The 22959-nt window shown below is 63.2% G+C and carries 12 protein-coding genes and 2 pseudogenes; 11 read left to right on the forward strand and 3 right to left on the reverse strand.

The genetic code is table 11. From position 1 onward, the window contains the following. Positions 1-13: 13 nt before the first annotated feature. Positions 14-496 (reverse strand): sigma-70 family RNA polymerase sigma factor, encoded by a 483-nt coding sequence (locus AB4N42_RS21935; protein WP_030140040.1) that lies wholly within the window; start codon positions 494-496, stop codon positions 14-16. A 436-nt stretch (positions 497-932) separates the two neighbouring features. Between AB4N42_RS21935 and AB4N42_RS21940 the strand changes: the two are divergent. The 4 genes and pseudogenes from AB4N42_RS21940 to AB4N42_RS21955 all read left to right on the forward strand — a co-directional run bounded on the left by AB4N42_RS21940 (position 933) and on the right by AB4N42_RS21955 (position 6322). Next, a pseudogene (locus tag AB4N42_RS21940) lies at positions 933-2082 on the forward strand (efflux RND transporter periplasmic adaptor subunit). Next, the gene (locus AB4N42_RS21945) at positions 2083-4044 is read left to right on the forward strand and encodes a MacB family efflux pump subunit (protein ID WP_460115334.1); all 1962 of its coding nucleotides are present in this window, start codon (positions 2083-2085) and stop codon (positions 4042-4044) included. A 10-nt stretch (positions 4045-4054) separates the two neighbouring features. Further along, complete coding sequence (locus AB4N42_RS21950) at positions 4055-5455, forward strand: efflux transporter outer membrane subunit (RefSeq protein WP_460115335.1); 1401 nt, start codon at positions 4055-4057, stop codon at positions 5453-5455. A 540-nt stretch (positions 5456-5995) separates the two neighbouring features. Further along, positions 5996-6322, forward strand: a complete 327-nt coding sequence (locus AB4N42_RS21955) for a DUF6124 family protein (protein WP_460115336.1) — start codon at positions 5996-5998, stop codon at positions 6320-6322. Between the two features lie 197 nt (positions 6323-6519). On the opposite strand, the gene pvdP is transcribed toward AB4N42_RS21955, so the two are convergent. Beyond that, positions 6520-8136, reverse strand: a complete 1617-nt coding sequence (gene pvdP / locus AB4N42_RS21960) for a pyoverdine maturation tyrosinase PvdP (protein ID WP_460115337.1) — start codon at positions 8134-8136, stop codon at positions 6520-6522. A 258-nt stretch (positions 8137-8394) separates the two neighbouring features. On the opposite strand from pvdP, the pseudogene pvdM reads away from it, so the two are divergent. The 5 genes and pseudogenes from pvdM (at position 8395) to AB4N42_RS21985 (ending at position 18091) form a co-directional block, all read left to right on the forward strand. Further along, positions 8395-9766 (forward strand): annotated as a pseudogene (gene pvdM / locus AB4N42_RS21965) (pyoverdine-tailoring dipeptidase-like protein PvdM). Further along, a complete protein-coding gene (gene pvdN / locus AB4N42_RS21970; RefSeq protein ID WP_460115338.1) occupies positions 9763-11043 on the forward strand; it encodes a pyoverdine-tailoring periplasmic protein PvdN in 1281 nt (426 codons plus the stop codon). The pseudogene pvdM and the gene pvdN overlap by 4 nt, the downstream one beginning before the upstream one ends. A 20-nt stretch (positions 11044-11063) precedes the next feature. Further along, complete coding sequence (gene pvdO, locus AB4N42_RS21975; RefSeq protein WP_030140032.1) at positions 11064-11939, forward strand: dihydropyoverdine dehydrogenase; 876 nt, start codon at positions 11064-11066, stop codon at positions 11937-11939. A 327-nt stretch (positions 11940-12266) separates the two neighbouring features. Continuing rightward, positions 12267-13925 carry a cyclic peptide export ABC transporter gene (locus tag AB4N42_RS21980; protein ID WP_460115339.1) on the forward strand — a complete coding sequence of 553 codons (1659 nt, stop codon included), beginning with the start codon at positions 12267-12269 and terminating at the stop codon, positions 13923-13925. Between the two features lie 38 nt (positions 13926-13963). Then, a complete protein-coding gene (locus AB4N42_RS21985; protein ID WP_460115340.1) occupies positions 13964-18091 on the forward strand; it encodes an amino acid adenylation domain-containing protein in 4128 nt (1375 codons plus the stop codon). A gap of 138 nt (positions 18092-18229) precedes the next feature. On the opposite strand, the gene AB4N42_RS21990 is transcribed toward AB4N42_RS21985, so the two are convergent. Then, on the reverse strand, positions 18230-20269 hold the full coding sequence (locus tag AB4N42_RS21990; RefSeq protein WP_460115341.1) for an oxidoreductase: 2040 nt from the start codon (positions 20267-20269) through the stop codon (positions 18230-18232). A 235-nt stretch (positions 20270-20504) separates the two neighbouring features. Here AB4N42_RS21990 and AB4N42_RS21995 point away from each other — a divergent pair, with 235 nt between their 5' ends. Both AB4N42_RS21995 and AB4N42_RS22000 read left to right on the forward strand, forming a co-directional pair. Then, positions 20505-21722, forward strand: a complete 1218-nt coding sequence (locus tag AB4N42_RS21995) for a DUF3422 domain-containing protein (protein WP_460115342.1) — start codon at positions 20505-20507, stop codon at positions 21720-21722. Between the two features lie 106 nt (positions 21723-21828). Beyond that, positions 21829-22959, forward strand: a complete 1131-nt coding sequence (locus tag AB4N42_RS22000) for a carbon-nitrogen hydrolase family protein (RefSeq protein WP_460115343.1) — start codon at positions 21829-21831, stop codon at positions 22957-22959.

A 22959-nucleotide genomic window follows, 5' to 3' on the forward strand; every position in this document is an offset into this window, starting at 1 on the left:
CACGCCGGGTGAATCAGGTCGCGTCCCACTGCCGTACGCGAACGCGGCAATGCTTCATGGCGTTGACGATGTGTTTTTCCACCAGCGCGCGGGAAATGCCCAGGCGCTCGGCAATCTGCGAATGGGACAGGCCTTCGAGCTTGCGCAGCAGGAAGCTTTCGCGGCACAGCGGTGGCAACTCGCCCAGGGCGCGTTGCAGCATGTCCAGGCGTTGGCCGTGGTCGAGGCTGGTATGGGGCGACGGGGTGAAGAAGCGTTCTTCTGTGTCGAGCACGTCGAGGGATTCGGATTGGCGCAGCGTGTTGCGCCGATGCCCATCGATCACCAGGTTCAGTGCGGTGCGATACAAGAACGCCCGCGGCTGCTCGATGGGCGTATCGCTGGCGCGCTCCAGCACCCGCACATAAGCGTCATGCACCACATCTTCGGCCGCCTGGCGGTTGCCTAGCCTGGCGTTCAGGAAACACACCAGCTCGCGATAGTAGTTTTCCAACATGACTCCCGTGCGCAGTGACTGCGACAGCTTTCCCTGGGCCCCTCGGCATGCCGGAAAACGCATGGCACGATGGTGGCAGATTCAATCGCGTAATTTATAGTAATTCTCATATAGATTTAAAGCTTTGGTTTGCATCAGGCCTCAATCGTTCAGTTGATGGGGCAGCAGAACCCGCTTTCGTGGCGAGGGAGCTTGCTCCCGCTGGCCTGCGCAGCAGGCCCAAGGCAGGCGACACATGCTCGAGATCGGGAGCCCAGGTCTTGGGGCCGCTTCGCGGCCCAGCGGGAGCAAGCTCCCTCGCCACGGGATCGGTGTCGTTTCAAGGACTGCCCAGTCTCAACTCATTAAATTCCCGCCCCGAACACTCGTCTACCAGAACAGCCTCCCGTCCCGCCCCTCCGTGCGACGGGCCCGACATCACCGGCCGGAACCCTGCATGAAACGTCCCCGCCTCACCCGCCCCGCCTGGCTCCTGACTTTTGCCCTGCTGCCGGCCGTGGCCTTCGCCGCGTGGCAGGCGGTCGGGTCGGGCCATGAGCCTGTCGCCACCGCCCCGGTCACCCGTGGCGATATCGAAAACAGCGTCACCGCCCTAGGCACCTTGCAGCCGCGGCGCTACGTCGACGTGGGCGCCCAGGCGTCCGGGCAGATCCAGAAGATTCACGTCGAGGCCGGCGACGAGGTCACGGAGGGCCAACTGCTGGTTGAAATCGACCCGTCCACACAAAAAGCCAGGCTCGACGCCGGACGGTTTTCCATCGAAAACCTCAAGGCCCAGCTTCAGGAACAGCGCGCCCAACACGACCTGGCGCAGCAGAAATTCCGTCGCCAGCAGCAACTCAAGGCCGGCGGCGCCACCCGCGAAGAAGACGTGCAGACCGCCCAGGCCGAGGTGCGCGCGACCCAGGCCCGCATAGACATGTTCCAGGCACAGATCCGCCAGGCCCAGGCCAACCTGCGCAGCGATGAAGCCGAGCTGGGTTACACGCGCATTTATGCGCCGATGAGCGGCACCGTGGTCGCCATCGGCGCCCGGGAAGGCCAGACGCTCAACGCCCAGCAGCAGACGCCGTTGATCCTGCGCATCGCCCGGCTGTCGCCGATGACCGTCTGGGCAGAGGTTTCGGAAGCCGACATCGGCCACGTCAAGCCGGGCATGACCGCCTATTTCACCACCCTCGCCGCGCGGCGGCCGGCGCTGGAGCAGCACTGTCCGGCAAATCCTGCCGGTGCCGCCGCGTCCGCTGGAAGCCAGCCAGGGCGGCAGTCCCTCCGGTGGCCGCAGCGGCAGCGAACGGGTGGTGCTCTACACGGTGTTGCTGGACGTGGACAACGCCGACCGCGCCTTGATGACCGACATGACTGCCCAGGTGTTTTTTGTCGCCGCCCAGGCCAAGGATGTGCTGACCGTGCCCATCGCCGCCGTGCAAGACGCCGATCAAGTGCGAGTGCTCGCCGACAACGGCGATGTCCAGTCACGCACCGTTCGTACCGGCGTCAGCGATCGCCTGCGCACGCAAATTGTCGACGGCCTGAGTGAAGGCGACCGCGTGCTGATTGGTCCGGCCAGCGGCAACGGAGGTTGAATGAATACGCCCCTGATCGAGCTGCGGGACATTCGCAAGGGCTACGGCGGCGGCGACAGCCCTCGGGTAGAAGTCCTGCGGGGCATCGACTTGTCCATTCACTCCGGCGAATTCCTGGCGATTGTCGGGGCGTCCGGCTCCGGCAAATCCACCTTGATGAACATTCTCGGCTGCCTCGACCGCCCTACCAGCGGCGAGTACCGCTTTGCCGACGAAGACGTCGCCAGGTTGGGCAGCGATGAACTGGCCTGGCTGCGCCGCGAAGCGTTCGGCTTCGTGTTCCAGGGCTATCACCTGATCCCGTCCGGCACGGCCCAGGAAAACGTCGAGATGCCGGCCATCTATGCCGGCACCTCGGCCGCCGAGCGCCACGCCCGGGCCAGCGCCCTGCTCGAACGCCTCGGCCTGGCGAGCCGCACCGGCAACCGCCCCCATCAACTCTCCGGCGGGCAGCAGCAACGGGTGTCGATTGCCCGGGCCTTGATGAACGGCGGCCACATCATCCTCGCCGACGAGCCCACCGGCGCCCTCGACAGCCAGAGTGGCATCGAGGTCATGGCCTTGCTCGACGAACTGGCAAGCCAGGGCCACGTGGTGATCCTGATCACCCACGACCGCGAAGTCGCGGCCCGGGCCAAGCGCATTATTGAAATCCGCGACGGGTCGATCATCAGCGACAGCGCCACCGCCGCACCACAGGCCAATGCTAAGGCGTTGCAAGCCGTGGACCTGCGCCAGCGCCTGAGCGCCGACAGCGAACACAACGGCGCCTGGAAAGGCGAACTGGTAGACGCGGTGCAAGCGGCCTGGCGGGTGATGTGGATCAATCGCTTTCGCACCGCCCTGACCCTGCTCGGCATCGTCATCGGCGTGGCCTCGGTGGTGGTCATGCTGGCCGTTGGCGAAGGCAGCAAGCGTCAGGTCATGGCCCAGATGGGCGCCTTTGGCTCGAACATCATTTACCTCAACGGCACAGCCCCCAACCCGCGCGCGACCAAGGGCATCATCAGCGAACAGGACATCGCCGCCCTCGCTGCCCTGCCCGAAGTGCAACGCATCATGCCGGTCAACGGCAAGAACGCCAGCGTGCGTTTCGCCAATCTCGACCACACCAGCTACGTGGGCGGCAACGACACGAATTTCCCGATCATCTTCAATTGGCCGGTGGCCCAGGGCACCTATTTCAGCGACGCCGATGAACGCAGCGCCGCGGCGGTGGCAGTGATCGGGCACAAGGTCCGGCAAAAGCTGCTCAAAGACGTCGCCGACCCGATCGGCCGCTACATCCTGATCGAAAACGTGCCGTTCCAGGTCGTTGGCGTACTGGCGGAAAAAGGCGCCAGCTCCGGTGATTCGGACGCCGACAACCGCATCGCCGTGCCCTACTCCGCCGCCAGCGTGCGGCTGTTCGGCACGCGCCATCCCGAATACGTGGTGATCGCCGCTCGCGACGCGGGCAAGGTCAACGAGGCCGAACAGGCCGTCTCCCGCACCTTGCTGCGGCTGCACAACGGCAAGCAGGATTTCGAGCTGACCAACAATGCCGCGATGATCCAGGCCGAGGCCCGCACCCAGGGCACGCTGTCGTTGATGCTCGGCGCCATTGCGGCGATTTCGCTGCTGGTGGGCGGCATCGGCGTGATGAACATCATGCTCATGACCGTACGCGAGCGGACCCGGGAGATCGGTATCCGCATGGCCACCGGCGCCCGCCAGCGCGACATCCTGCGCCAGTTTCTCACCGAAGCGGTGATGCTCTCGGTGGTTGGTGGATTGGCCGGTATCGGCCTGGCGCTGTTGGTGGGCGGTGCGTTGCTGCTGGGCAAGATCGCCGTGGCCTTCGAATGGCTGGCGGTGTTCGGCGCCTTCGGTTGCGCGTTGGTCACCGGCGTCGTCTTCGGTTTCATGCCCGCCCGCAAGGCCGCCCGCCTCGACCCGGTCACGGCCCTCACCAGTGAATGAACCCCATCTTATGAAAGCGCACCTGACCCTCCTGGCCGCCAGCCTGTTGCTGGTTGCGTGTGGCACGCCTTTGTCGACGCCCGACAACGGCATTCAACCGCCCGAGGCGTGGCAGAACCTGGACAAGCCAAGCGCTGCGGTTGATAACCAGCAATGGTGGACGCAGTTCGGCAGCCCGCAACTCGATCGGTTGATCGAACAAGCACGCCAGGGCAGCTTCGACCTCGCTGCCGCCATGGCCCGGGTTCGCCAGGCCCAGGCCAGCGCGGTGATCGCCGGCGCGCCGTTGCTGCCGGAAATCAGCGCCGGGCTCAACGGCAATCGCCAGGAACTGCTGCGGGGCAAGGGCTACAGCCAGTTGGACGTGGATCGGAACAACCGCACCATCGACTACTACGACGCTCATCTCAGCGCCAGTTATGAGTTGGATTTCTGGGGCGGAAAACGGGCGGCCCGTGACAGTGCGCTGAGCACTTTGTCGGCCACGCAGTTTGATCGGGCGACTGTGGAACTGACTCTGCTCAGCGCCGTCGCCAACAGCTATAGCCAAGCCTTGTCACTGCGCGAGCAACAGCGCATTGCCGAACTGAACCTGGCCAACGCCCGGCATGTGTTCGACCTGGTGCAAACCCGCTACGACGCTGGCAGCGCCACGGCACTGGAACTGTCTCAACAAAAGAGCCTGGTGGCGGCCCAGGAACGCCGGCTGCCGCAAGTGCAGCAACAGGCCCGTGAGGCATTGATCACCCTCGCGGCACTGTTGGGCGTACCGGTGCAGTCGCTCAAGCTCGACAATGAATCCTTCGACGCATTGCGCTGGCCCGCCATCGACGCCGGGGTGCCCAGCGACCTGCTGCTGCGCCGTCCCGACATCGCCGCCGCCGAAGCCCGCCTCGCCGCCGCCCAGGCCGACATCACCGTCGCCCGCGCGGCCTTGCTGCCCTCGGCCACCCTGGGCCTGAGCCTGGCCACCGGCGCCGACATCGCCGACCAGTTGCTGCGCAACAACGTCTACAACCTCAGCGCCGGGCTCGCCGCACCGATCTTCAACAACGGTCGCCTCAAGGCCGAACGAGACAGGACAACCGCACGCCAGGAGGAACTGCTGGAGCTCTATCGTGCTGCGATCATCAACGGCTTCGCCGACGTCGAAAAAGCCCTGAACGGCATCCGCGGCCTGGACCAGCAACGGCAATGGCAACGCGAAGAACTGGACCAGGCCCAGACCGCCTTCGACATCGCCCAACGCCGCTACCAGGCCGGCGCCGAAGATCTGCTCACCGTGCTCGAAACCCAACGCACGCTGTACGCCGCCCAGGACATGAACGTGCAATTGCGACTGGCGCGGGTGCAGGCGAGCGTGGCGTTGTACAAGGCGTTGGGTGGGGGTTGGCGAACGACGCAAATCTGAAGAGGAGCACCATCGTGGCGAGGGAGCTTGCTCCCGCTGGGCCGGTCCGACGCCTCGGGCACAGCAGCCCCAATGGCAAGCACCTCGGTGTGTCAGTTGTTTTGGGGTGACTGGTTTTGGGGGCCGCTGCGCAGCCCAGCGGGAGCAAGCTCCCTCGCCACGGGTTATTTGCCCGGTCACAAATTATGTTCGGCTTCGGTTCTGTTTATCCGGCCATGTAGGACTCCCGAGTAAGGCTACGTCGCCTTGCGTCATTGCCTACAACTACGCCAGAATCCGCCGGCTTGTGCGCTTGGCCCCGTGTCGATAACTTGTTCCCGTCACTGCTTATCAGTGATCGGGTCTGCAAGCCCGACGAAATACCAGGCGCATAGCCCAAGCCAATCGACAGATACGTGTCGCTCAATGGCGGCTGTGTGCGGGAGACCTTCGGGTCTGCCGGGTTCCTGGTTTCCCGGTCTTGCAGACCCGCGCATAGCTGCCACCCATCATCTGCAAGTGATGTCTGGCAGCGCCTTGTAAATAACCAGGAGCTGCACCATGTTCAAAATTACCCCCAATCCGCCGGAAGACGACGCCAAAAAACTCAACGAAGCCGCCGACCGCGCCCTCGCTTTTTACCTCGATCCCAAACCTGAAAAACCAAAGCTACCGCCGGGCCAGTTGTTCACCGTGGCCCAAGGCGCGGACATGGAGTGCCTGCTGGCGAACCTCAGCGAAACCCTCGCCTCGGTCAATGTGATGGCCAATGAACTGGCCTTTGATTTGGAAGGGGCGCCACGGAGTTTTGCCCTGGGCATCCAGCAGATGGTCGAGCTGAGTGAGCTACTGGCAAACCGCGCCCTGGACATCGCCGCACCGCGCTGACATATCTGAAGCCAAGCGATACCCGTGGCGAGGGAGCTTGCTCCCGCTGGGCCGGTCCGACGTCTCGGGCGCAGCAGCCCCATAATCTTGCGGTCGCTGCGCACTGGAGCGCCAGCCCGGCCGAGCGGGAGCAAGCTCCCTCGCCACAAAAGCAGTCATTGCGCACAGCACCAGGCTCTGTCAGTTCGAGCCTGGGCTCACACCGGCCTGGCCTTGAGATTCCGCGCATACCAAGGCCTCTGCGGCACGCGGCGGAACAGTTGCGCCAGCTTGTCGTCATCGCTGCCAAACGTAATGCGCAACGCCAGTTTCATGGTTTCCGGATCCATCTCCACCGAATGCCCAACCTGCAACCCCGGCGTGGTGCTGCAGCCTTGGGTGTCCGGGCCCAGCCACGGGTCGGCGATTTCCACCCAGCGGCCCGGGGCGAACCAGGGCACGCCGTTGACTTCGAGCCGGCTCACTTCGCCAGGATGAAAACGTTCGTGGGCACGGAACCAGTCTTCGAGGCGGTCGTCGATCCAGCCGTGGAAGGCCCAGAACACCGGGTTCACATGGGAGGAAAACGGATCGCCGAGAAAGTCGTTTTCCGGTTCGAACCAGCGCTGGGCGAAGTCGGCCTGATCACGGGCGAACGGCACCGGATGGCCGTTGGAAGGATCTCGCGGCACCGAGGCCCAGCGCATGTGCAGCCAGTCATGCAGGCCCAATTCCACTTCCGAACCGAACTGGCCCAAGGTCAGTTTCGATAGATAACGCAGATCGCGATAACGGGATTCCCATACCTGGAAATTGCTGTGGTAGGTCTCGGCGGTCTTGATGTCGCTGACCCACTGGGCGTATTGCTCGTCGCCACGGGCCAGCCAGGTCGGTGGCAGTGCAGTCCCGTCGATGTTGTCGAAATACCGGGCAAAGCCCAGGCGATCACGCTCCAGCTCCGGTTGCGGCAATGGGAAACGTGGCCATGACGGCAGCGGTTGGAAAGAACGCGCGGTGCCGAGCATATGCCGGTGCATGAAAAAGAAATCCACCCCCGAGCCGTTGCGATCCTTGCGCGGCCCACGGGCGTCACGCTCGTTGTCTCGCGGCCCGGGTTGCCAGCCGATGCCGCGCAGGGCGTCGCGCTTGTCTTCGTCGAGGGTGTGCCATTTGTCTCGCGAGGCATGCCAGAGTTGGTGGAACAGCCGGTGCTCGGGCGACACCAGCCAGGCCAGCAGCTTCGGGCTCAGCGGTGTCCGTTCCCGGGCTTCGGGGAATCGCTGTTTGACGGCGACGAATTGATTGTCGAGTTCCGGCAATGCCAACGGGCGATCCAACCGCAACACCCGGCCGCTGAGGGTCGCCGTGCCGGCATTGCCGAAACCGGCCCAGACTTCGTCGAGGGTCATGATGAATTCGTAGTCCGGCGCGTCATGCCTGGCAGCGATCAAGCGCCAGCTCAATTGCTTCGGGTCGCTGCCAGCCAGGTCGCCCAGCACTCGATAACGCGGCTCATCCCCAGCGCGCAGGCGTTCGGCGGTATCGACGCAACCCACCAGGCCACGGCCCTTGTGGGCGATGTCGAGGAAGACTTCCAGGTTGTCGTTCGGCAAGCCGTCGAGGCCGGCATCGCGCCCGCTGAAACGGATCGTCCAGACGCCCCGCAGCGTGTTTGCCCGACGCTGTCCGGCGACGTCCGCCACATCGAAGGAAGCCTCGCCGGGGGTGATGGTCGGGTCCGGCCGGGTCAGTTCGCGATGCCCGTAATACACCGCAGGCACGGCGGCACCGGTCAGCGCCAGGCCTGCCATGAACCATCGTCGAGAAATCGTCATTGCCTTACCTGTGTTCGCCCTGGGGTGGGCTTTATCCAAGCTAGAACGATGGGCGTCCTGACAAATTTATAGAGACTGTGAGGGCCTCATCGCGAGCAAGCTCGCTCCCACAGGTGAGCGCATTCCAAATGTGGGAGCGAGCTTGCTCGCGATGGCGGTCTCGAGAACACCTAAATTTCCCGCCCGATCACTCGTTCCCCCCAGATAGCAAAGGCCCCCGCGCCTGTCCTTCCAAGGCGAACCAGACTGAGATCGGCAATGACAACACCACGTTCTAGAAAGGCTCTTTTCACCGGCGTGCCCCTGGCCCTGGCGCTGGTTGTCGGTGGCGGGCTCGCGGCCTGGGATCATTGGTGGCGGGACAACCCCGGCTACCCGGTCAAGGTCATGAAAGAAGCTCGGGAACTGCACGAACGGCTGCTGTCCTTCGACAGCCACATCACCGTGCCGCTGGATTTTGGCACCGCTCAGCAACGAAGCGGACAAAGACGGCAAGGGCCAGTTCGACCTGGTGAAAGCCAATCGCGGCCACCTCTCCGGTGCCGCATTGACGATCTTCGGCTGGCCCGAGTTGTGGAACGGGCCCAATGCGCCACACAAGCCCACCGCCGGATTCGTCGAGGAAGCGCGCAACCAACAAGAGGTGCGCTACAAGATCATCACCGGCATGGTCCGGGACTTTCCCAACCAGGCCGCCATCGCCTACACCCCGGACGATTTCCGCCGCCTGCACGGCGAAGGCAAGTTCGCGATTTTCATCAGCATGCTCAACGCCTATCCCCTCGGCCACGACCTGAGCCTGCTGGACCTGTGGACGGCGCGAGGCATGCGCATGTTCGGCTTCAGCTACATCGGCAACAACGACTGGGCCGACTCCTCGCGCCCGCTGCCATTCTTCAACGACTCGCCCGACGCCCTCGGCGGCCTGTCGGACATCGGCAAGCAAGCGGTGACACGCCTGAACGACCTGGGTGTGATTATCGATGTGTCGCAGATGTCGACCCAGGCCCTGGAGCAAGTCGCGCAACTGAGCCGCACGCCCTTGGTGGCCTCCCATTCCGCGCCACGGGCCATGGTGGACATCCCGCGCAACCTCAGCGACAAGGAAATGCAGCTGATCAAGGCCAGTGGCGGCGTGGTGCAGATCGTGGGATTCTCCCAATACCTGCGCCCATTGACGCAAAAGACCCAGGACAGACTCAACGCCCTGCGCGAACGCTTCGACCTGCCGCCGCTGCCTAATCTGGCGATGGCGCTGATGCCGGGCGACCCGATCATCGCCGCGTGGCCGGAACAGAAATTCGGCGAATACGCCGGCCAGCTCTACGGCATTCTCGAAGAGGAACCCAAGGCCAGCCTCAAGGATTTGGGCGATGCCATCGACTATGCCGTGCGCAAGATCGGCATCGATCACGTCGGCATCAGTTCGGACTTCAACGAAGGTGGCGGCGTGAAGGGCTGGGAGAACGTCGGCGACATCCGCAACGTCACCGCCGAGCTGCTGACCCGTGGCTACTCCGAGGGCGACATCGCCAAGCTGTGGGGCGGCAACTTCCTGCGGGTCTGGGACCAGGTGCAGAAAGCCGCAAGCCCCGCTATTGCCTCGGCGCAGAAGGCCGCCCAGCCATGAACGAACGCCGGATCTTTCTCAAGCAAGCCGGGGTCCTTGCCGCCGGTCTGTCATTGCCCGCCAGCCTGCCCGCCACGGCCAGCGCCGATCCAATGCCACCGCTGCCCAAGGACAAATGGGCGCAGCTGCGCTCGCTGTTCAACCAGGACCCGGACTACCTGCACTTTTCCAACTTCCTGGTCACCACCCACCCGCGCCCGGTGCGCGAGGCCATCGAGCGGCACCGCGCCGCCCTGGATAAAAACCCCGGGCTGTTGATGGACTGGGACTTGGGCGTCACCGAAGCGCGCGAAGAAAACGTGCGGACCTGGGCCGGTCGCTACCTGCAAGCGAACCCCAAGCAGATCGCCCTCACCGGCAGCACCACCGAAGGCCTGTCGATGATCTATGGCGGCGTCCATGTGCGACCCGACCAGGAAATCCTCACCACCGCCCACGAACATTACGCCACCCACACCATCCTCGACCTGCGCAAGCAACGGGACGGAACACGGGTGCGCAAGATCAAGCTGTTCGAGAACGCCCACGGCGCCAGCGAGGCGGAAATCCTCACGGCCATCGACCGCAACATCCGCCCCGAGACCCGCGTGCTCGGCATGACCTGGGTGCATTCGGGCAGCGGCGTGAAGTTGCCCATCGGCAAGATCGGCGCCCTGGTGGACCAGCACAACCAGGGCCGCAGCGATGAACAGCGCATCGTCTATGTGGTGGATGGCGTGCACGGTTTCGGCGTGGAGGATTTGAGTTTCCCGGAGATGAATTGCGATTTCTTCATCGCCGACACCCACAAATGGATGTTCGGCCCACGGGGCACCGGCGTGGTGTGCAGCCGCAGCGAAGAGGTCAAGTACGTCACACCGATCATTCCGACCTTCTCCGAAGCCACGACGTTTTCCACCACCATGACCCCGGGCGGTTACCACGCCTTCGAGCATCGCTGGGCGGCGGACGAAGCGTTCAAGCTGCACCTGCAACTGGGCAAGGCCGAGGTCCAGGCGCGTATTCATGCGCTCAACAGTTACCTGAAAAAACACCTGCTCGCGCTGCCGCAGATCGAGCTGGTGACGCCGCTGAGCCCCGAGCTGTCGGCCGGCTTCACTTTCTTCCGGGTCAAGGATCGCAAGAGCGATGAGATCGCCGCCTACCTGATGCACAACCGAGTGGTCGCCGATGCCGTGCACCGCGATGCCGGGCCGGTGGTCCGCACCGCGCTGGGGCTGCTCAACACTGAAGCCGAGATCGATCGCTTCACGGCGCTGTTGGGCAAAACACTCTGATGACTGATCGAGAGCAATTGATGAACCGATTTTTATTGAAGACGCTTCCGGCATTGGCCCTCACCGCACTGTTGCCCTCCAGCGCCCAGGCCTCGCAGCCGGGCCAGGTGTTCCGCGACTGCAAGGACTGCCCGGAAATGGTCGTGCTGCCCACCGGCACCTTCCAGATGGGCACCCCGGAAAACGAGGTCGGCCGCGAGCCCGACGAGGGTCCGATGCACCCGGTGACGTTTGCCAAGCCGTTGGCGATCAGTCGCTTCCAAGTGCTCAAGGGTGAATGGTTCGCCTACCTGCGCGATACCGGCTACGTGATGCCCGATGGCGACAAGCGCCCCGGACGCGCGTGCCAGGCCGGGGTTCCGGACTATCAGGGCAGCGACCCGCGCAAGCAGTACACCGACCGGCACCCGGCGGTGTGCATGAATTTCGAAGAGGCCAACGCCTACGTGGCGTGGCTGTCGAAAAAGACCGGCAAGCCGTACCGATTGGTCAGCGAATCCCTGCGCGAATACGCCGCGCGTGGCGGCAGTAGCGGCCCGTTCCCCTTCCCGTTCGACGAGGGCAAGGACTACAGCATCGCCCGACATGCCAACACCTACGGCGCCGCCGATGGCTACAACTTCACCGCCCCGGCCGGCAGCTTCGCGCCCAACGCCTTTGGCGTGTATGACATGCACGGCAACATCTATGAATGGACGGCCGATTGTTTCAACGAAAACTACACCGATGCGCCAAGCGACGGCAGCACCGCGCTGACGGGCAACTGCAAGGTGCGACGCATCCGTGGCAACGACTGGGGCGAAGCGCCGGTATTTTCCCGTTCGGGCAACCGCAATGCGGTGTTTTCCGATGCCCGTGGTGACTGGCTGGGGTTTCGGGTGGCTCGGGATATGTAGATCGGCAGGTCCACCCAAATACCTCTTTGGACATGGTGGCCCTGTGGCGAGGGGATTTATCCCCGCTGGGCTGCGAAGCAGCCCCAATGAAATCGCCGCGTGATCTCGGACTGATCGGTGTTGCCTGCTTGGGGGCTGCTTTGCAGCCCAGCGGGGATAAATCCCCTCGCCACAAATGATGTGGGTTAGATGGTTCCGCGTTAAATCCCCTTCCCCTCCAATCGTTCCATAGGTGGGCCCGCCCCAACCGGCGTGCCGCTGTCCTCCAGCCCTTGCGGTGAAAGCCCGCGATGGCCTTCGACCTTTTCATCTAGCAGGGAAACCTCCATGAGCCAACCAAAACGCGGGGTGATCACCGAGCTGTTCATCCTGCTCAAACCCTTCCGGCTGATTGTCGCAGGCTCCATCCTCCTGGGCATGCTCGGCGGGCTGAGCATCACCGCCCTGCTGGCAACCATCAACGACGCGCTGAACGCCGATGCCGTGCCGACGCCCCAAGTCCTGATGACCTTCGCCGGCCTGTGCGTGGCGGCGCTGCTGACCTCGATCCTGTCGGACATCGGCACCAACCACGTCGGCCAGAACATCATCGCCAGCCTGCGCAAATCCCTCGGCCAGAAAGTCTTGCTGGCGCCCATCGAGCAGATCGAGCGTTTCCGCAGCCATCGGCTCATCCCGATCCTGACCCACGACGTCAACACGGTCAGCAGCTTCGCGTTTTCCTTCGCGCCACTGGCGATTGCCTTTACCGTCACCCTCGGTTGCCTGGGCTACCTGGCCTACCTGTCGTTGCCGATGTTTGCGCTGCTGCTGGTGGCGCTGGTGATCGGCACGGTTATCCAGTACGTGGCGCGGGCCCGTGGGATTCGGGGGTTCGAAGCGGCCCGCGAGGCTGAAGATGCGCTGCAAAAACACTACAGCGCAATCGCTGCGGGCGCCAAGGAACTGCGCATCCACCGCCCACGCCGCCAACGCATGTTCAGCCAGCGCATCGAAGCCACCGCCGAGCAGATCTGCGACACCAACATCCGTGCGGTCAACACTTTCGTGGTCGCCAAGACCTTCGGCTCGATGCTGTTCTTCGTGGTCATCGGCCTGGTCCTGGCCCTGCAATCGCTGTGGCTGGGCACCGACAAAGCGGTGCTCAGCGGTTTCGTGCTGGTGTTGTTGTACATGAAGGGGCCGCTGGAATACCTGGTCATGACGCTGCCGGTGATCAGCCGCGCCAACATCGCGTTCAAGCGCATTGCGGAACTGGCCGAGCAGTTTTCCTCGCCGGAGCCGCACCTGCTGCTCAACGACAAGAGCGTGCCCAAGTCGACGATCCAGCAGCTTGAATTGCGTGACGTGCATTACGCCTTCCCAGCGGTCGACGGCAGCCAGGCCTTCGCCCTCGGACCGGTCAACCTGTCCATCGCCCAAGGCGACATCGTGTTCATCGTCGGCGAGAACGGCGGCGGCAAGACCACGCTGATCAAATTGCTGCTGGGCCTCTATGCGCCCCAGGGAGGCGAAATCCTCCTGGACGGCAAGCCGGTATCGGCGGCGGGACGTGACGATTATCGCCAGCTGTTCACCACGATCTTTGCCGACTACTACCTGTTCGATGAACTGGTGCAGGGCGACCAGCAGGTACCCGGGGACGCCAACCGCTACCTCGATCGCCTGGAGATCGGCCATAAGGTCTGCATTCGCGACGGTGCGTTCAGCACCACCGATCTCTCCACCGGCCAGCGCAAACGCTTGGCGCTGCTTAACGCCTGGCTGGAAGAACGCCCGGTGCTGGTCTTCGACGAATGGGCCGCCGACCAGGACCCGGTGTTCCGGCGGGTGTTCTACACCGAGTTGCTGCCGGAGCTGAAGGCCCTGGGCAAAACCATCATCGTGATTTCCCACGACGACCGTTACTTCGACATCGCCGATCAACTGGTGCGGATGCAGGCCGGCCGGGTGGTCAGTGAAAAGGCCACGGCAGCCTTCGCCTGAACCTGCCCGACGCCAATGCCGTTTACCGCGAGAACACCATGAACGAACTGCTAGATGATGATCTGCTGGCGCTGCTGCTCGATGAGGTCGCCGACGACAGGCACGCCCTGGCCAGCCGCGGCAGGCTGGACCGCGCGCCCCTGTCTTTCGCCCAGCAACGCCTGTGGCTGGAACAACAGCGAGATCCGACCCGCTCGGCCTACAACCTGCCCCGGGCCTTGCGCCTGACCGGCGAACTGAATGCCGATGCCTTGGAAGACGCGCTGAATCGGGTGATCGACCGACACGACATCCTGCGCACCGCGTTCATCGAAATCGACGGTGCCGCCACCCAGGTGGTCGAGCGCAGCGCCTGCCTGACCCTGCATCGCGAAGACCTCACCGAGCTCGATCAGCCGGCGCTCTCGCAGCACATCGAGCAACACGCCCGGCAACCGTTCGATCTCACCCAGGCGCCACTGATGCGGGCGACCTTGCTCCGATTGAGCCATACCGAACATGTGCTGCTGCTGAACATGCATCACATCGTTTCCGATGCCTGGTCCAACACGATCCTGATGCACGACATGACCCAGGCGTATGGCCGGGCACTGCTGGGTGATCGGTCTGCGTTGCCACCGTTGCCGATGCAATACGCCGACTACGCGACCCACCAGCGCGGCGACTATCTGCACAGCGCTGCCTGCCGACGCAGCGGCGAATACTGGAGCCAGTACCTGGGCCGTGACTTGCCCACGCTGGAACTGCCCCAGGATTTCCCGCGCAGCGCGAGCCAGCAACACCGGGCCGGTCGCGTACACGTATCGCTGGGTCCGTCGTTGGCGCAATCGCTGGAGGTTTTTTGCCAACGCCAGGGGCTGACGCCCTTCGTGGTGGCGCTGGGCGCCTGGCAATTGCTGCTGTCCCGCTACAGCCGCCAGGACGATTTCACCGTCGGCGTCCCCAACGCCAACCGCAACAGCCATGAAAGCCAGGATCTGGTGGGTTTTTTCGTCAGCAGCCAGGTGTATCGGGCGCGGATCGACTCGACCCGCAGCGCGTTGGATTTCTTACGGGCACTTCGCGAGCAATCCCTCGCTGCGCTGGAGCATGCCGATTACCCGCTGGAATTGATCCTCGATCAATTGGGCGCCAACCCGCTGTTCCAGGTCTTGTTCAACTGGCGCACCGGGTCACAGGCGGCGTCGCTGCCAAGCCCGGATCTGTTGACGTTGGAATTCCTCGACACCGGTGAAGGCCAGGCCAAATTCGATGTGTCGCTGGACGTCGACTATTCACAGCAGCAGATAGTCGCGACGTTCGAGTACAGCCGTGACCTGTACTGCACGACCACCATCGAGCGTATGGCCGAGCATTGGCAGAATCTGTTGCGAGGCCTGATCGAGGCGCCCGACTGCCCTGTGGGCGAACTGCAATTGTTGAGCGCCGATGAACGCCGGCTGACCCTGACCGACTGGAACCGCCAACCCACCCGACTGCACAGCGAAAACTGCCTGCACCGGATAATCGAAACCCATGCCGCCCACACAGGTGAGGCGATCGCCCTGACGTTCGACGGGCAGCACATGAGCTATGCCGACCTCAACCGCCACGCCAACCGACTGGCCCATCGGCTGATCGAGCAAGGCGTTGGCCCCGACGTGCTGGTGGGCATCGCCGTCGAGCGCACGCCGCAGATGATCATCGGCCTGCTGGCGATTCTCAAGGCCGGTGGTGCCTACGTACCGCTGGACCCGGCCTACCCGGCCGACCGCCTGGCCTACATGATCCAGGACAGCGGCGTCCGGCAGATCCTGACCCAGGCCCACCTGTTTGAGTCATTGGCGTTGTCGGCAGGCATCGACTGCCTGTTGCTGGATTCGAACGAGGCCGATAACGCCTGGCCTGAGCACAATCCCGATGTGCCCATGGATCCGGACAATCTGGCATACGTGATCTACACCTCTGGTTCAACCGGCAAACCCAAGGGCGCCCTGCTCGCGCACCACAACGTCAGCCGGCTGTTTCGGGCCACCGAACAGTGGTTCGGTTTCGACCGGCAGGACGTGTGGTGCCTGTTTCACTCCTACGCCTTCGACTTTTCCGTGTGGGAGATCTTCGGTGCGCTGCTGCACGGTGCTCGGTTGGTCATCGTGCCCCACGCCGTGAGCCGTTCGCCCGAGGATTTCTACGCGCTGCTGTGCCAGGAGAAGGTCACGGTGCTCAACCAGACGCCGTCGGCGTTCAAGTCATTGCTGCGAGTTGCCTGCGAACCTCGGCAGCCCCTCGTCCATCAATTGCGCCAGATTATTTTTGGTGGCGAAGCGATCGATGTGCAGAGCCTGCGCCCTTGGTTCGAACGTTTCGGTGACCAGTCACCGCAGTTGATCAACATGTATGGCATCACCGAAACCACCGTTCATGTCACCTGGCGGCCACTGTCGATGGCGGACTTGCACGGCGAGGCCGCCAGCCCCATCGGCGAGCCCATCGTCGATCTGTCCTGGTATCTGCTCGATGCGCACCTGAACCCGGTGCCCAAGGGTTGCGTCGGTGAGCTGTATATCGGCCGAGCCGGCCTGGCCCGTGGTTATCACCAGCGCGCCGATCTCACCGCCAGCCGTTTCATTCCCGACCCGTTCGACCCGCTGCCGGGTGGACGCCTGTACCGCACCGGGGACCTGGCCCGCTACCTCAGCGACGGCAGCATCGAGTACATCGGGCGCCTGGATCATCAGGTCAAGATCCGCGGCTTCCGCATTGAACTGGGCGAGATCCAGGCGCGCCTGCAAATGCTGCCGGGTGTGGGTGATGGTGTGGTGCTGACCCACGACGGCCCGGGTGGCCTGCAATTGGTCGCCTACGTCATTCCGACACAACCGACCACGGCCGAGTTGCGCGAAAACCTGCTGGCCGCGCTCAAGGCGCAATTGCCGGACTACATGGTGCCCAGCCATCTGCTGTTCATCGATCACCTGCCGCTCAATGCCAATGGCAAGCTCGACCGCAAGGCCTTGCCCGAACCCGATGCCGCGCTCCGGCATACGAACTACGTGGCGCCCCGTACGCAGTTGGAGGAAGCCTTGGCGCAACTCTGGCAGCAATCCCTCAAGGTCGAACGCGTGGGTATCAGCGACAGCTTCTTTGAACTGGGCGGGCATTCGATCCTGGCGATCGAGCTGATCGCCAGGATCAAGGCAAACCTGAACATCACCGTGCGTCTGCAAGAACTGCTGGCCAACCCGAGCATCGCCGAGCTGGCGCTGTTCATCTCGCAGAAACACCGTGAGCAGACGCAGTGCCTCGTCGCCCTGAACAACGCCCCCGCGAGCGCACCGCAGCTGTTTTGCCTGCACCCCAGCGGTGGCATCGTGTTTTGCTATCAACCGCTGGCGCGCAAACTGCAAAAGCGGGCACGCACTGTCGGCGTCATGCACCGCGGCTTCAGCGAACCCCATGCAGGCCCCGAGGCCTGGCGCGAGATGATCGCCGACTACAGCAAGGAAATCGTCGCCGCCCAACCGCAAGGTCCCTATTACTTGATGGGCTGGTCCTTGGGCGGGACGATCGCGCTCGACATCGCGGCGATGCTGGAAAGCCAGGGGCACACCGTTGGTTTTCTGGGGTTGGTGGACAGCACCATTCCGGAACGTTTGTATCCCTCAGGCTTGCCGCGTCATCGGCATTTGGCGGGTAACGGAAAAGACGATGCCGCCTCCCAGGATCTGCTTGATGCCATTGAATACTTCGACCTGCTGTTCCCTTCGCTGACGGAGCGCACGGCGGCTTATCGACAGGAGCGACCGGACAGTTCGGTCAAGGCCTTCCATGAGTGGGCGGCCGGCCAGATCGAGCCTGGGCGAGGCGACCTGTTGTCGATCGTGCAGAGCGTCAAGGAAGAGGTCATGAACGCCCAGGCGTTCTCGGTGCATGATCGGTTGCTGGAGGCGTTTGAGGGGTTCAGCTTCAAGCCGATTCGGGTACGGCCCAGTTGCTGGTGGACACGGGCGGAGAAAACCGCCGAGGAATTGGCATTCTGCGAAGCCCTGCTGATGGAACACAGCCTGAGGGGTGAGCTGCAATGCTCGGTGCATTCGCCGTTGCGCCATAGAAGCATGATCTTTGATGAGGCGTTGCTCGACTCGCTGGTCGAGGCTTTTCTGGCCAATACGGTAGAAGGGAAATAGCCCCTCTGATCCTATAGAACCTGTGGGAGCGACCCTGCTCGCGAAGAAGCCAGCACACTCAATATCTTCATTGACTGTGACACTGCCTTTCGCGAGCAGGCTCCCAGAGGAGATCCAGACGTCTACAGGCTTCGCGCCTTACAACTGCGCCGCGAGTCGCGAACCCTGGTCGATGGCACGCTTGGCGTCCAGTTCCGCCGCCACATCGGCACCGCCGATGAGATGGACAGTCTGCCCAGCCGCTTCCAGGCCTTCCTGCAATTCGCGCAGCGGATCCTGCCCGGCGCAGATGACGATGTTGTCCACCGATAGCACTTGCGGCTCGCCCGTCTCGCCAATGCGAATGTGCAGGCCCTCATCGTCGATCTTCAGGTATTCGACGCTGTTGAGCATCTGCACCTGCTTGTTCTTCAAGCCGGTGCGATGAATCCAGCCGGTGGTCTTGCCCAGGCCATCGCCGACCTTGGACTTCTTGCGCTGCAACAGGAACACCTGGCGCGCCGGAGCATGGGGCTCTGCCTTGATCCCGGCGACACCGCCACGCGCCTGGAGGTGGGTGTCGATCCCCCATTCCTTCCAGAACGCCTCGCGGTCCTGACTGGTCGCAACGCCTTGATGGACCAGGAATTCCGACACGTCAAAGCCAATCCCGCCGGCACCAATCACCGCGACACTGCGGCCAACCGGCTTGCGTTCGAGGATCACGTCCAGATAACTCAGCACCTTGGGATGTTCCACACCCGGGATCGCCGGTACACGCGGCGCAATGCCGGTCGCCAGGATGATTTCGTCGTAACCGCCCGCCACCAACTGCGCCACATCGACGCGGGAATCGAGGCACAGCTCGACGTGGGTGGTCTGCAACTTGCGCTTGAAGTAGCGCAGGGTTTCAAAGAACTCTTCCTTGCCCGGCACACGCTTGGCGACATTGAACTGACCGCCTATTTCGCTGGCGGCATCGAACAAAGTCACCTGATGCCCCCGCTCGGCCGCCACGGTAGCCGCGGACAACCCGGCAGGACCGGCGCCGACCACGGCGATTTTCTTCACCTGGGTGACCGGCAGGTAATTGAGCTCAGTCTCATGGCACGCCCGCGGATTCACCAGGCAACTGGTGAGCTTGCCGCCAAACGTATGGTCCAGGCAGGCCTGGTTGCAGCCGATGCAAGTATTGATCTCGTCCGCCCGGCCTGCGGCGGCCTTGTTGACGAATTCCGGGTCCGCAAGGAAGGGCCGCGCCATGGACACCATGTCGGCATCGCCTTCCGCCAGGATCCGCTCGGCCACGTCAGGCGTGTTGATACGGTTGGTGGTAATCAGCGGAATGCCCACCGAGCCACGCAGCTTGGCGGTGACTTTACTGAACGCTGCCCGCGGCACCTTGGTGGCGATGGTGGGAATCCGCGCCTCGTGCCAACCGATACCGGTGTTGATGATCGTAGCACCGGCCTGTTCGATGGCCTGGGCCAATTGAACGATCTCATCCCAAGTGCTGCCGCCTTCCACGAGGTCGAGCATCGACAGGCGGAAGATGATGATGAAATTGGGGCCGACCGCCTCGCGTACGCGGCGCACGATTTCCACCGGCAGGCGCATGCGGTTTTCATAGCTGCCGCCCCAGCGGTCGGTCCGGTGGTTGGTGTGGGCCGCAAGGAACTGGTTAATGAAATAGCCTTCCGAGCCCATGATCTCGACACCGTCGTACTCGGCCTTCTGGGCCAGCACCGAACAGGTGACGAAATCGCTGATCTGTTTCTCGATCCCCTCTTCGTCCAGTTCCTTGGGCTTGAACGGGTTGATCGGCGCCTGGATCGCGCTCGGTGCCACCTGCTTGGGGCTATAGGCATAGCGGCCGGCGTGAAGAATCTGCATGCAGATCTTGCCACCGGCTTCATGCACCGCCCGGGTGACGATCTGGTGCTTGAGGGCTTCTTCCTCGGTGGTCAGCTTGGCCGCGCCGGAATAAACGCCACCTTCATCGTTAGGCCCGATCCCGCCGGTCACCATCAGGCCCACGCCGCCGCGGGCGCGCTCGGCGAAATACGCCGCCATGCGCTCGAAGCCACCCGGCTTCTCCTCGAGACCGGTGTGCATCGACCCCATCAGGGTTCGGTTGCGCAACGTGGTAAAGCCGAGGTCCAGCGGGGCCAGCAAATGCGGGTAATGAGGGGCGGTCATCGGTAACTCCACTTCGGGCGATCACGGGAAATGCGGAAGCTCTTCGGCCTCCATCGTCTTGCTCGACAGCGTAAGAGCCGGGGTGCAGGCGCTCAATGACCGTAACTGACAAGTTAATGATCCAAATGCGCAGCGACGTCGGGCGATGGTCGTGACTTGCGGCAAAGAGCGCGAGTCCTATGGAAGCTGGCAGGTGCTCTACCCAACAATAACGCCAACCACACGGTCGCCTCGCATGCATCCCCAACGAAAAGAGCTGCACAACGAATTGCACGCCCGCCCGTCACTGTATTTCGACGAACCGGCCCACGTCTTTCACTTGGCCTTGCTGGGTGACAACGTCCGATGCGAAAAGCTGCTCGGGCAGTTGTGCCCCGACACGGTGGCGAGCGAGGCCGCACAGGGCATCACCCGGCTGGACGGGCATCCTCTGAAGTGGGAGCGCCACACCGAATTCTTCACCCTGACCCTGGTCGTAGCGGCGGGCAGCCATGCGCTGCAGTGGGCCGCGTTGCCCGAGTGCCTGGCGCGGGGCATCGAAGAACACCGCGAGCACATCATCAACGCCGTTCAGGTGCTGGTGCGCGGCGAAGCAGAACTCGATCTGGCCAGCTACGGCTTCAAGGACCCGTGCGGCTCCAGCGTCGGCGGCGGCGATGCCGTGGTCTGGAGCGACTTTCGACTGACCGAGGACGGTACCAATCGCTTGCTGTTCATCAATCGAAAACTCAATGCCTACCGCCAGGGACGGATGATCCGGCGGCTGTTGGAAATCGAAACCTATCGCATGATGGCGTCGTTGTCGCTGAGCACCGCCAAGGCACTGGACCCGCAACTGAATGAATTCGATCGCACCCTCGTGGCGCTTTCCGAGCGCAATGCAAACGCCAGCGGTGTGCATGCCAAGGCCTTGCTGGAAGATATCACCCAACTGTCCCGCCAGGTCGTCAGCAGTACGGTCAAGAATCGCCACCGGTTCAGCGCTACCCGAGCCTATGCGCAACTGGTCTTCGAACGCCTGGGCGAGTTGCGGGAAAGCCACCTGGGTGACTGTCAGCGATTGGGCGTGTTCATCGAGCGGCGCTTCAAACCGACGGTGCGGTATTGCGCCGCCACCGAACAGCGTCTTGAACAGCTGGCCATGAGCGTTGCCAACCTGGGCGACCTGCTGCAAGCCCGTGTACAGGTCGAGATGGAGGACCAGAACGCGGAAATCCTGCGCAGCCTCAACGCCCGCGCTGACGCACAAATCAAGATTCAACGTGCCGTGGAAGGTTTATCCATCATCGCCATCACCTACTACCTGATCAACCTGTTCAAACTGGTCTATAGCGGGCTGCATACGCTGGGGGCGAATCTGTCTGCCCGTGACGCGCTACTGGGCATGGCGCCGCCGGTATTGTTGATCATGCTGCTGATCATGCTTCGCATCAGGAAGGCCAAGAGTCACTAGGCCGATGTCCGGTGGACACCCTTTCGCTAATCCATTGTTTTCCGTACCCTGCCAAGTGACTCTTGATGAAAAATCACGATCCTGTACGCGGCGACCGACTGTTCTCATGCGCAAATTTCTGTACCTGCTGTTCTCCCTGGCGTTGTTGGCCGTCCTGATCACCTACGCCTCGTGGACAGCAGACCGCCCGATGGGCCACTACCTGTCGGATCTGCGGATCAACCTGGCGGTCGACCAAGGCACCCCCGCCGATCGAGGCAACCTGCTGGGTATCCAGCCTGAATTATTCCCCACCGACTACCAGAGCCCCGAACGCCTGCATCGAAAGCTCGCGGCCTACCTGCAAACCGCTCGCGACCAAGGCTTTCTCAACGACAAGACCATCGTGGTCCTGCCCGAGCACATCGGCACCTGGTTGATGGTCAGCGGTGAAAAAGATGAGGTGTACCAGGCACCGACCCTGAAACAAGCCATGCATTGGCTGGCGCTCAGCAACCCGTTGGCGTTCCTTCGCGCACTGGCCGGCGCCCAGGGCGACAACCGCCTGGACGATGCGTACCTGCGCATGAAGGCAGGCGCCATGGCCCGCGACTATCAAATCCTGTTCGGCGGGCTCGCCAGGGAATTCAACGTGACGCTGGTGGCCGGTTCCATCGTCCTGCCCGAGCCCAGCGTCAATGAAGGCGAACTGACCGTCGGGCGCGGCGCCCTGTACAACAGCAGCCTGGTGTTCGGCCGCGACGGCCGCCCCATCGGTCAGCCCCAGCGTCAACGCTATCCGGCCTTTGACCAGCAGGACGTGCTGCAGGCCGAACAGCCAGACGCCACGCATGTGATAGAAACGCCCGCTGGACGCCTGGGCGTGCTGATCGGTACCGACAGTTGGTACCCGCTGCACTATCGGCAACTCAACGAACAAGGCGCGCAACTGATCGCCGTACCGGCCTTCGTCGTCGGTCGCGATGCCTGGAACAAACCCTGGAACGGCTATAAAGGCCTGACCACCCCGAGCGAAGTGAGCCTCAAGCCAGGTGAAGTGAACGAAGGCCAGGCCTGGCGACGCCTGACATTGACCAGCCAATTGCCGGTCAGCCAGGCGCGTGGCGGCGTCAGCGTGTTCTTGCGCGGGCAATTCTGGGACAGCGGCAGCGCCGGCCAGAGTTTCATCAGCCACGACGGCCAGCAATTCGCCGACGGCGAAGCCCGTGGCGCACGCCTGCTCAACCTGTGGCTGTGA

It is taken from the genome of Pseudomonas sp. H2_D02 (genome assembly GCF_054677635.1).

Excerpts from the sequence above, each read along its gene's own strand:
- AB4N42_RS21995 (WP_460115342.1), top strand. The coding sequence starts at position 20,505 with ATGCATCCCCAACGAAAAGAGCTGCACAACGAATTGCACGCCCGCCCG.
- AB4N42_RS21985 (WP_460115340.1), top strand. The coding sequence starts at position 13,964 with ATGAACGAACTGCTAGATGATGATCTGCTGGCGCTGCTGCTCGATGAG.
- pvdO (WP_030140032.1), top strand. The coding sequence starts at position 11,064 with ATGAACCGATTTTTATTGAAGACGCTTCCGGCATTGGCCCTCACCGCA.
- AB4N42_RS22000 (WP_460115343.1), top strand. The coding sequence starts at position 21,829 with ATGCGCAAATTTCTGTACCTGCTGTTCTCCCTGGCGTTGTTGGCCGTC.
- AB4N42_RS21955 (WP_460115336.1), top strand. The coding sequence starts at position 5,996 with ATGTTCAAAATTACCCCCAATCCGCCGGAAGACGACGCCAAAAAACTC.
- AB4N42_RS21950 (WP_460115335.1), top strand. The coding sequence starts at position 4,055 with ATGAAAGCGCACCTGACCCTCCTGGCCGCCAGCCTGTTGCTGGTTGCG.
- pvdP (WP_460115337.1), bottom strand. The coding sequence starts at position 8,136 with ATGACGATTTCTCGACGATGGTTCATGGCAGGCCTGGCGCTGACCGGT.
- AB4N42_RS21980 (WP_460115339.1), top strand. The coding sequence starts at position 12,267 with ATGAGCCAACCAAAACGCGGGGTGATCACCGAGCTGTTCATCCTGCTC.
- AB4N42_RS21945 (WP_460115334.1), top strand. The coding sequence starts at position 2,083 with ATGAATACGCCCCTGATCGAGCTGCGGGACATTCGCAAGGGCTACGGC.
- AB4N42_RS21990 (WP_460115341.1), bottom strand. The coding sequence starts at position 20,269 with ATGACCGCCCCTCATTACCCGCATTTGCTGGCCCCGCTGGACCTCGGC.
- AB4N42_RS21935 (WP_030140040.1), bottom strand. The coding sequence starts at position 496 with ATGTTGGAAAACTACTATCGCGAGCTGGTGTGTTTCCTGAACGCCAGG.
- pvdN (WP_460115338.1), top strand. The coding sequence starts at position 9,763 with ATGAACGAACGCCGGATCTTTCTCAAGCAAGCCGGGGTCCTTGCCGCC.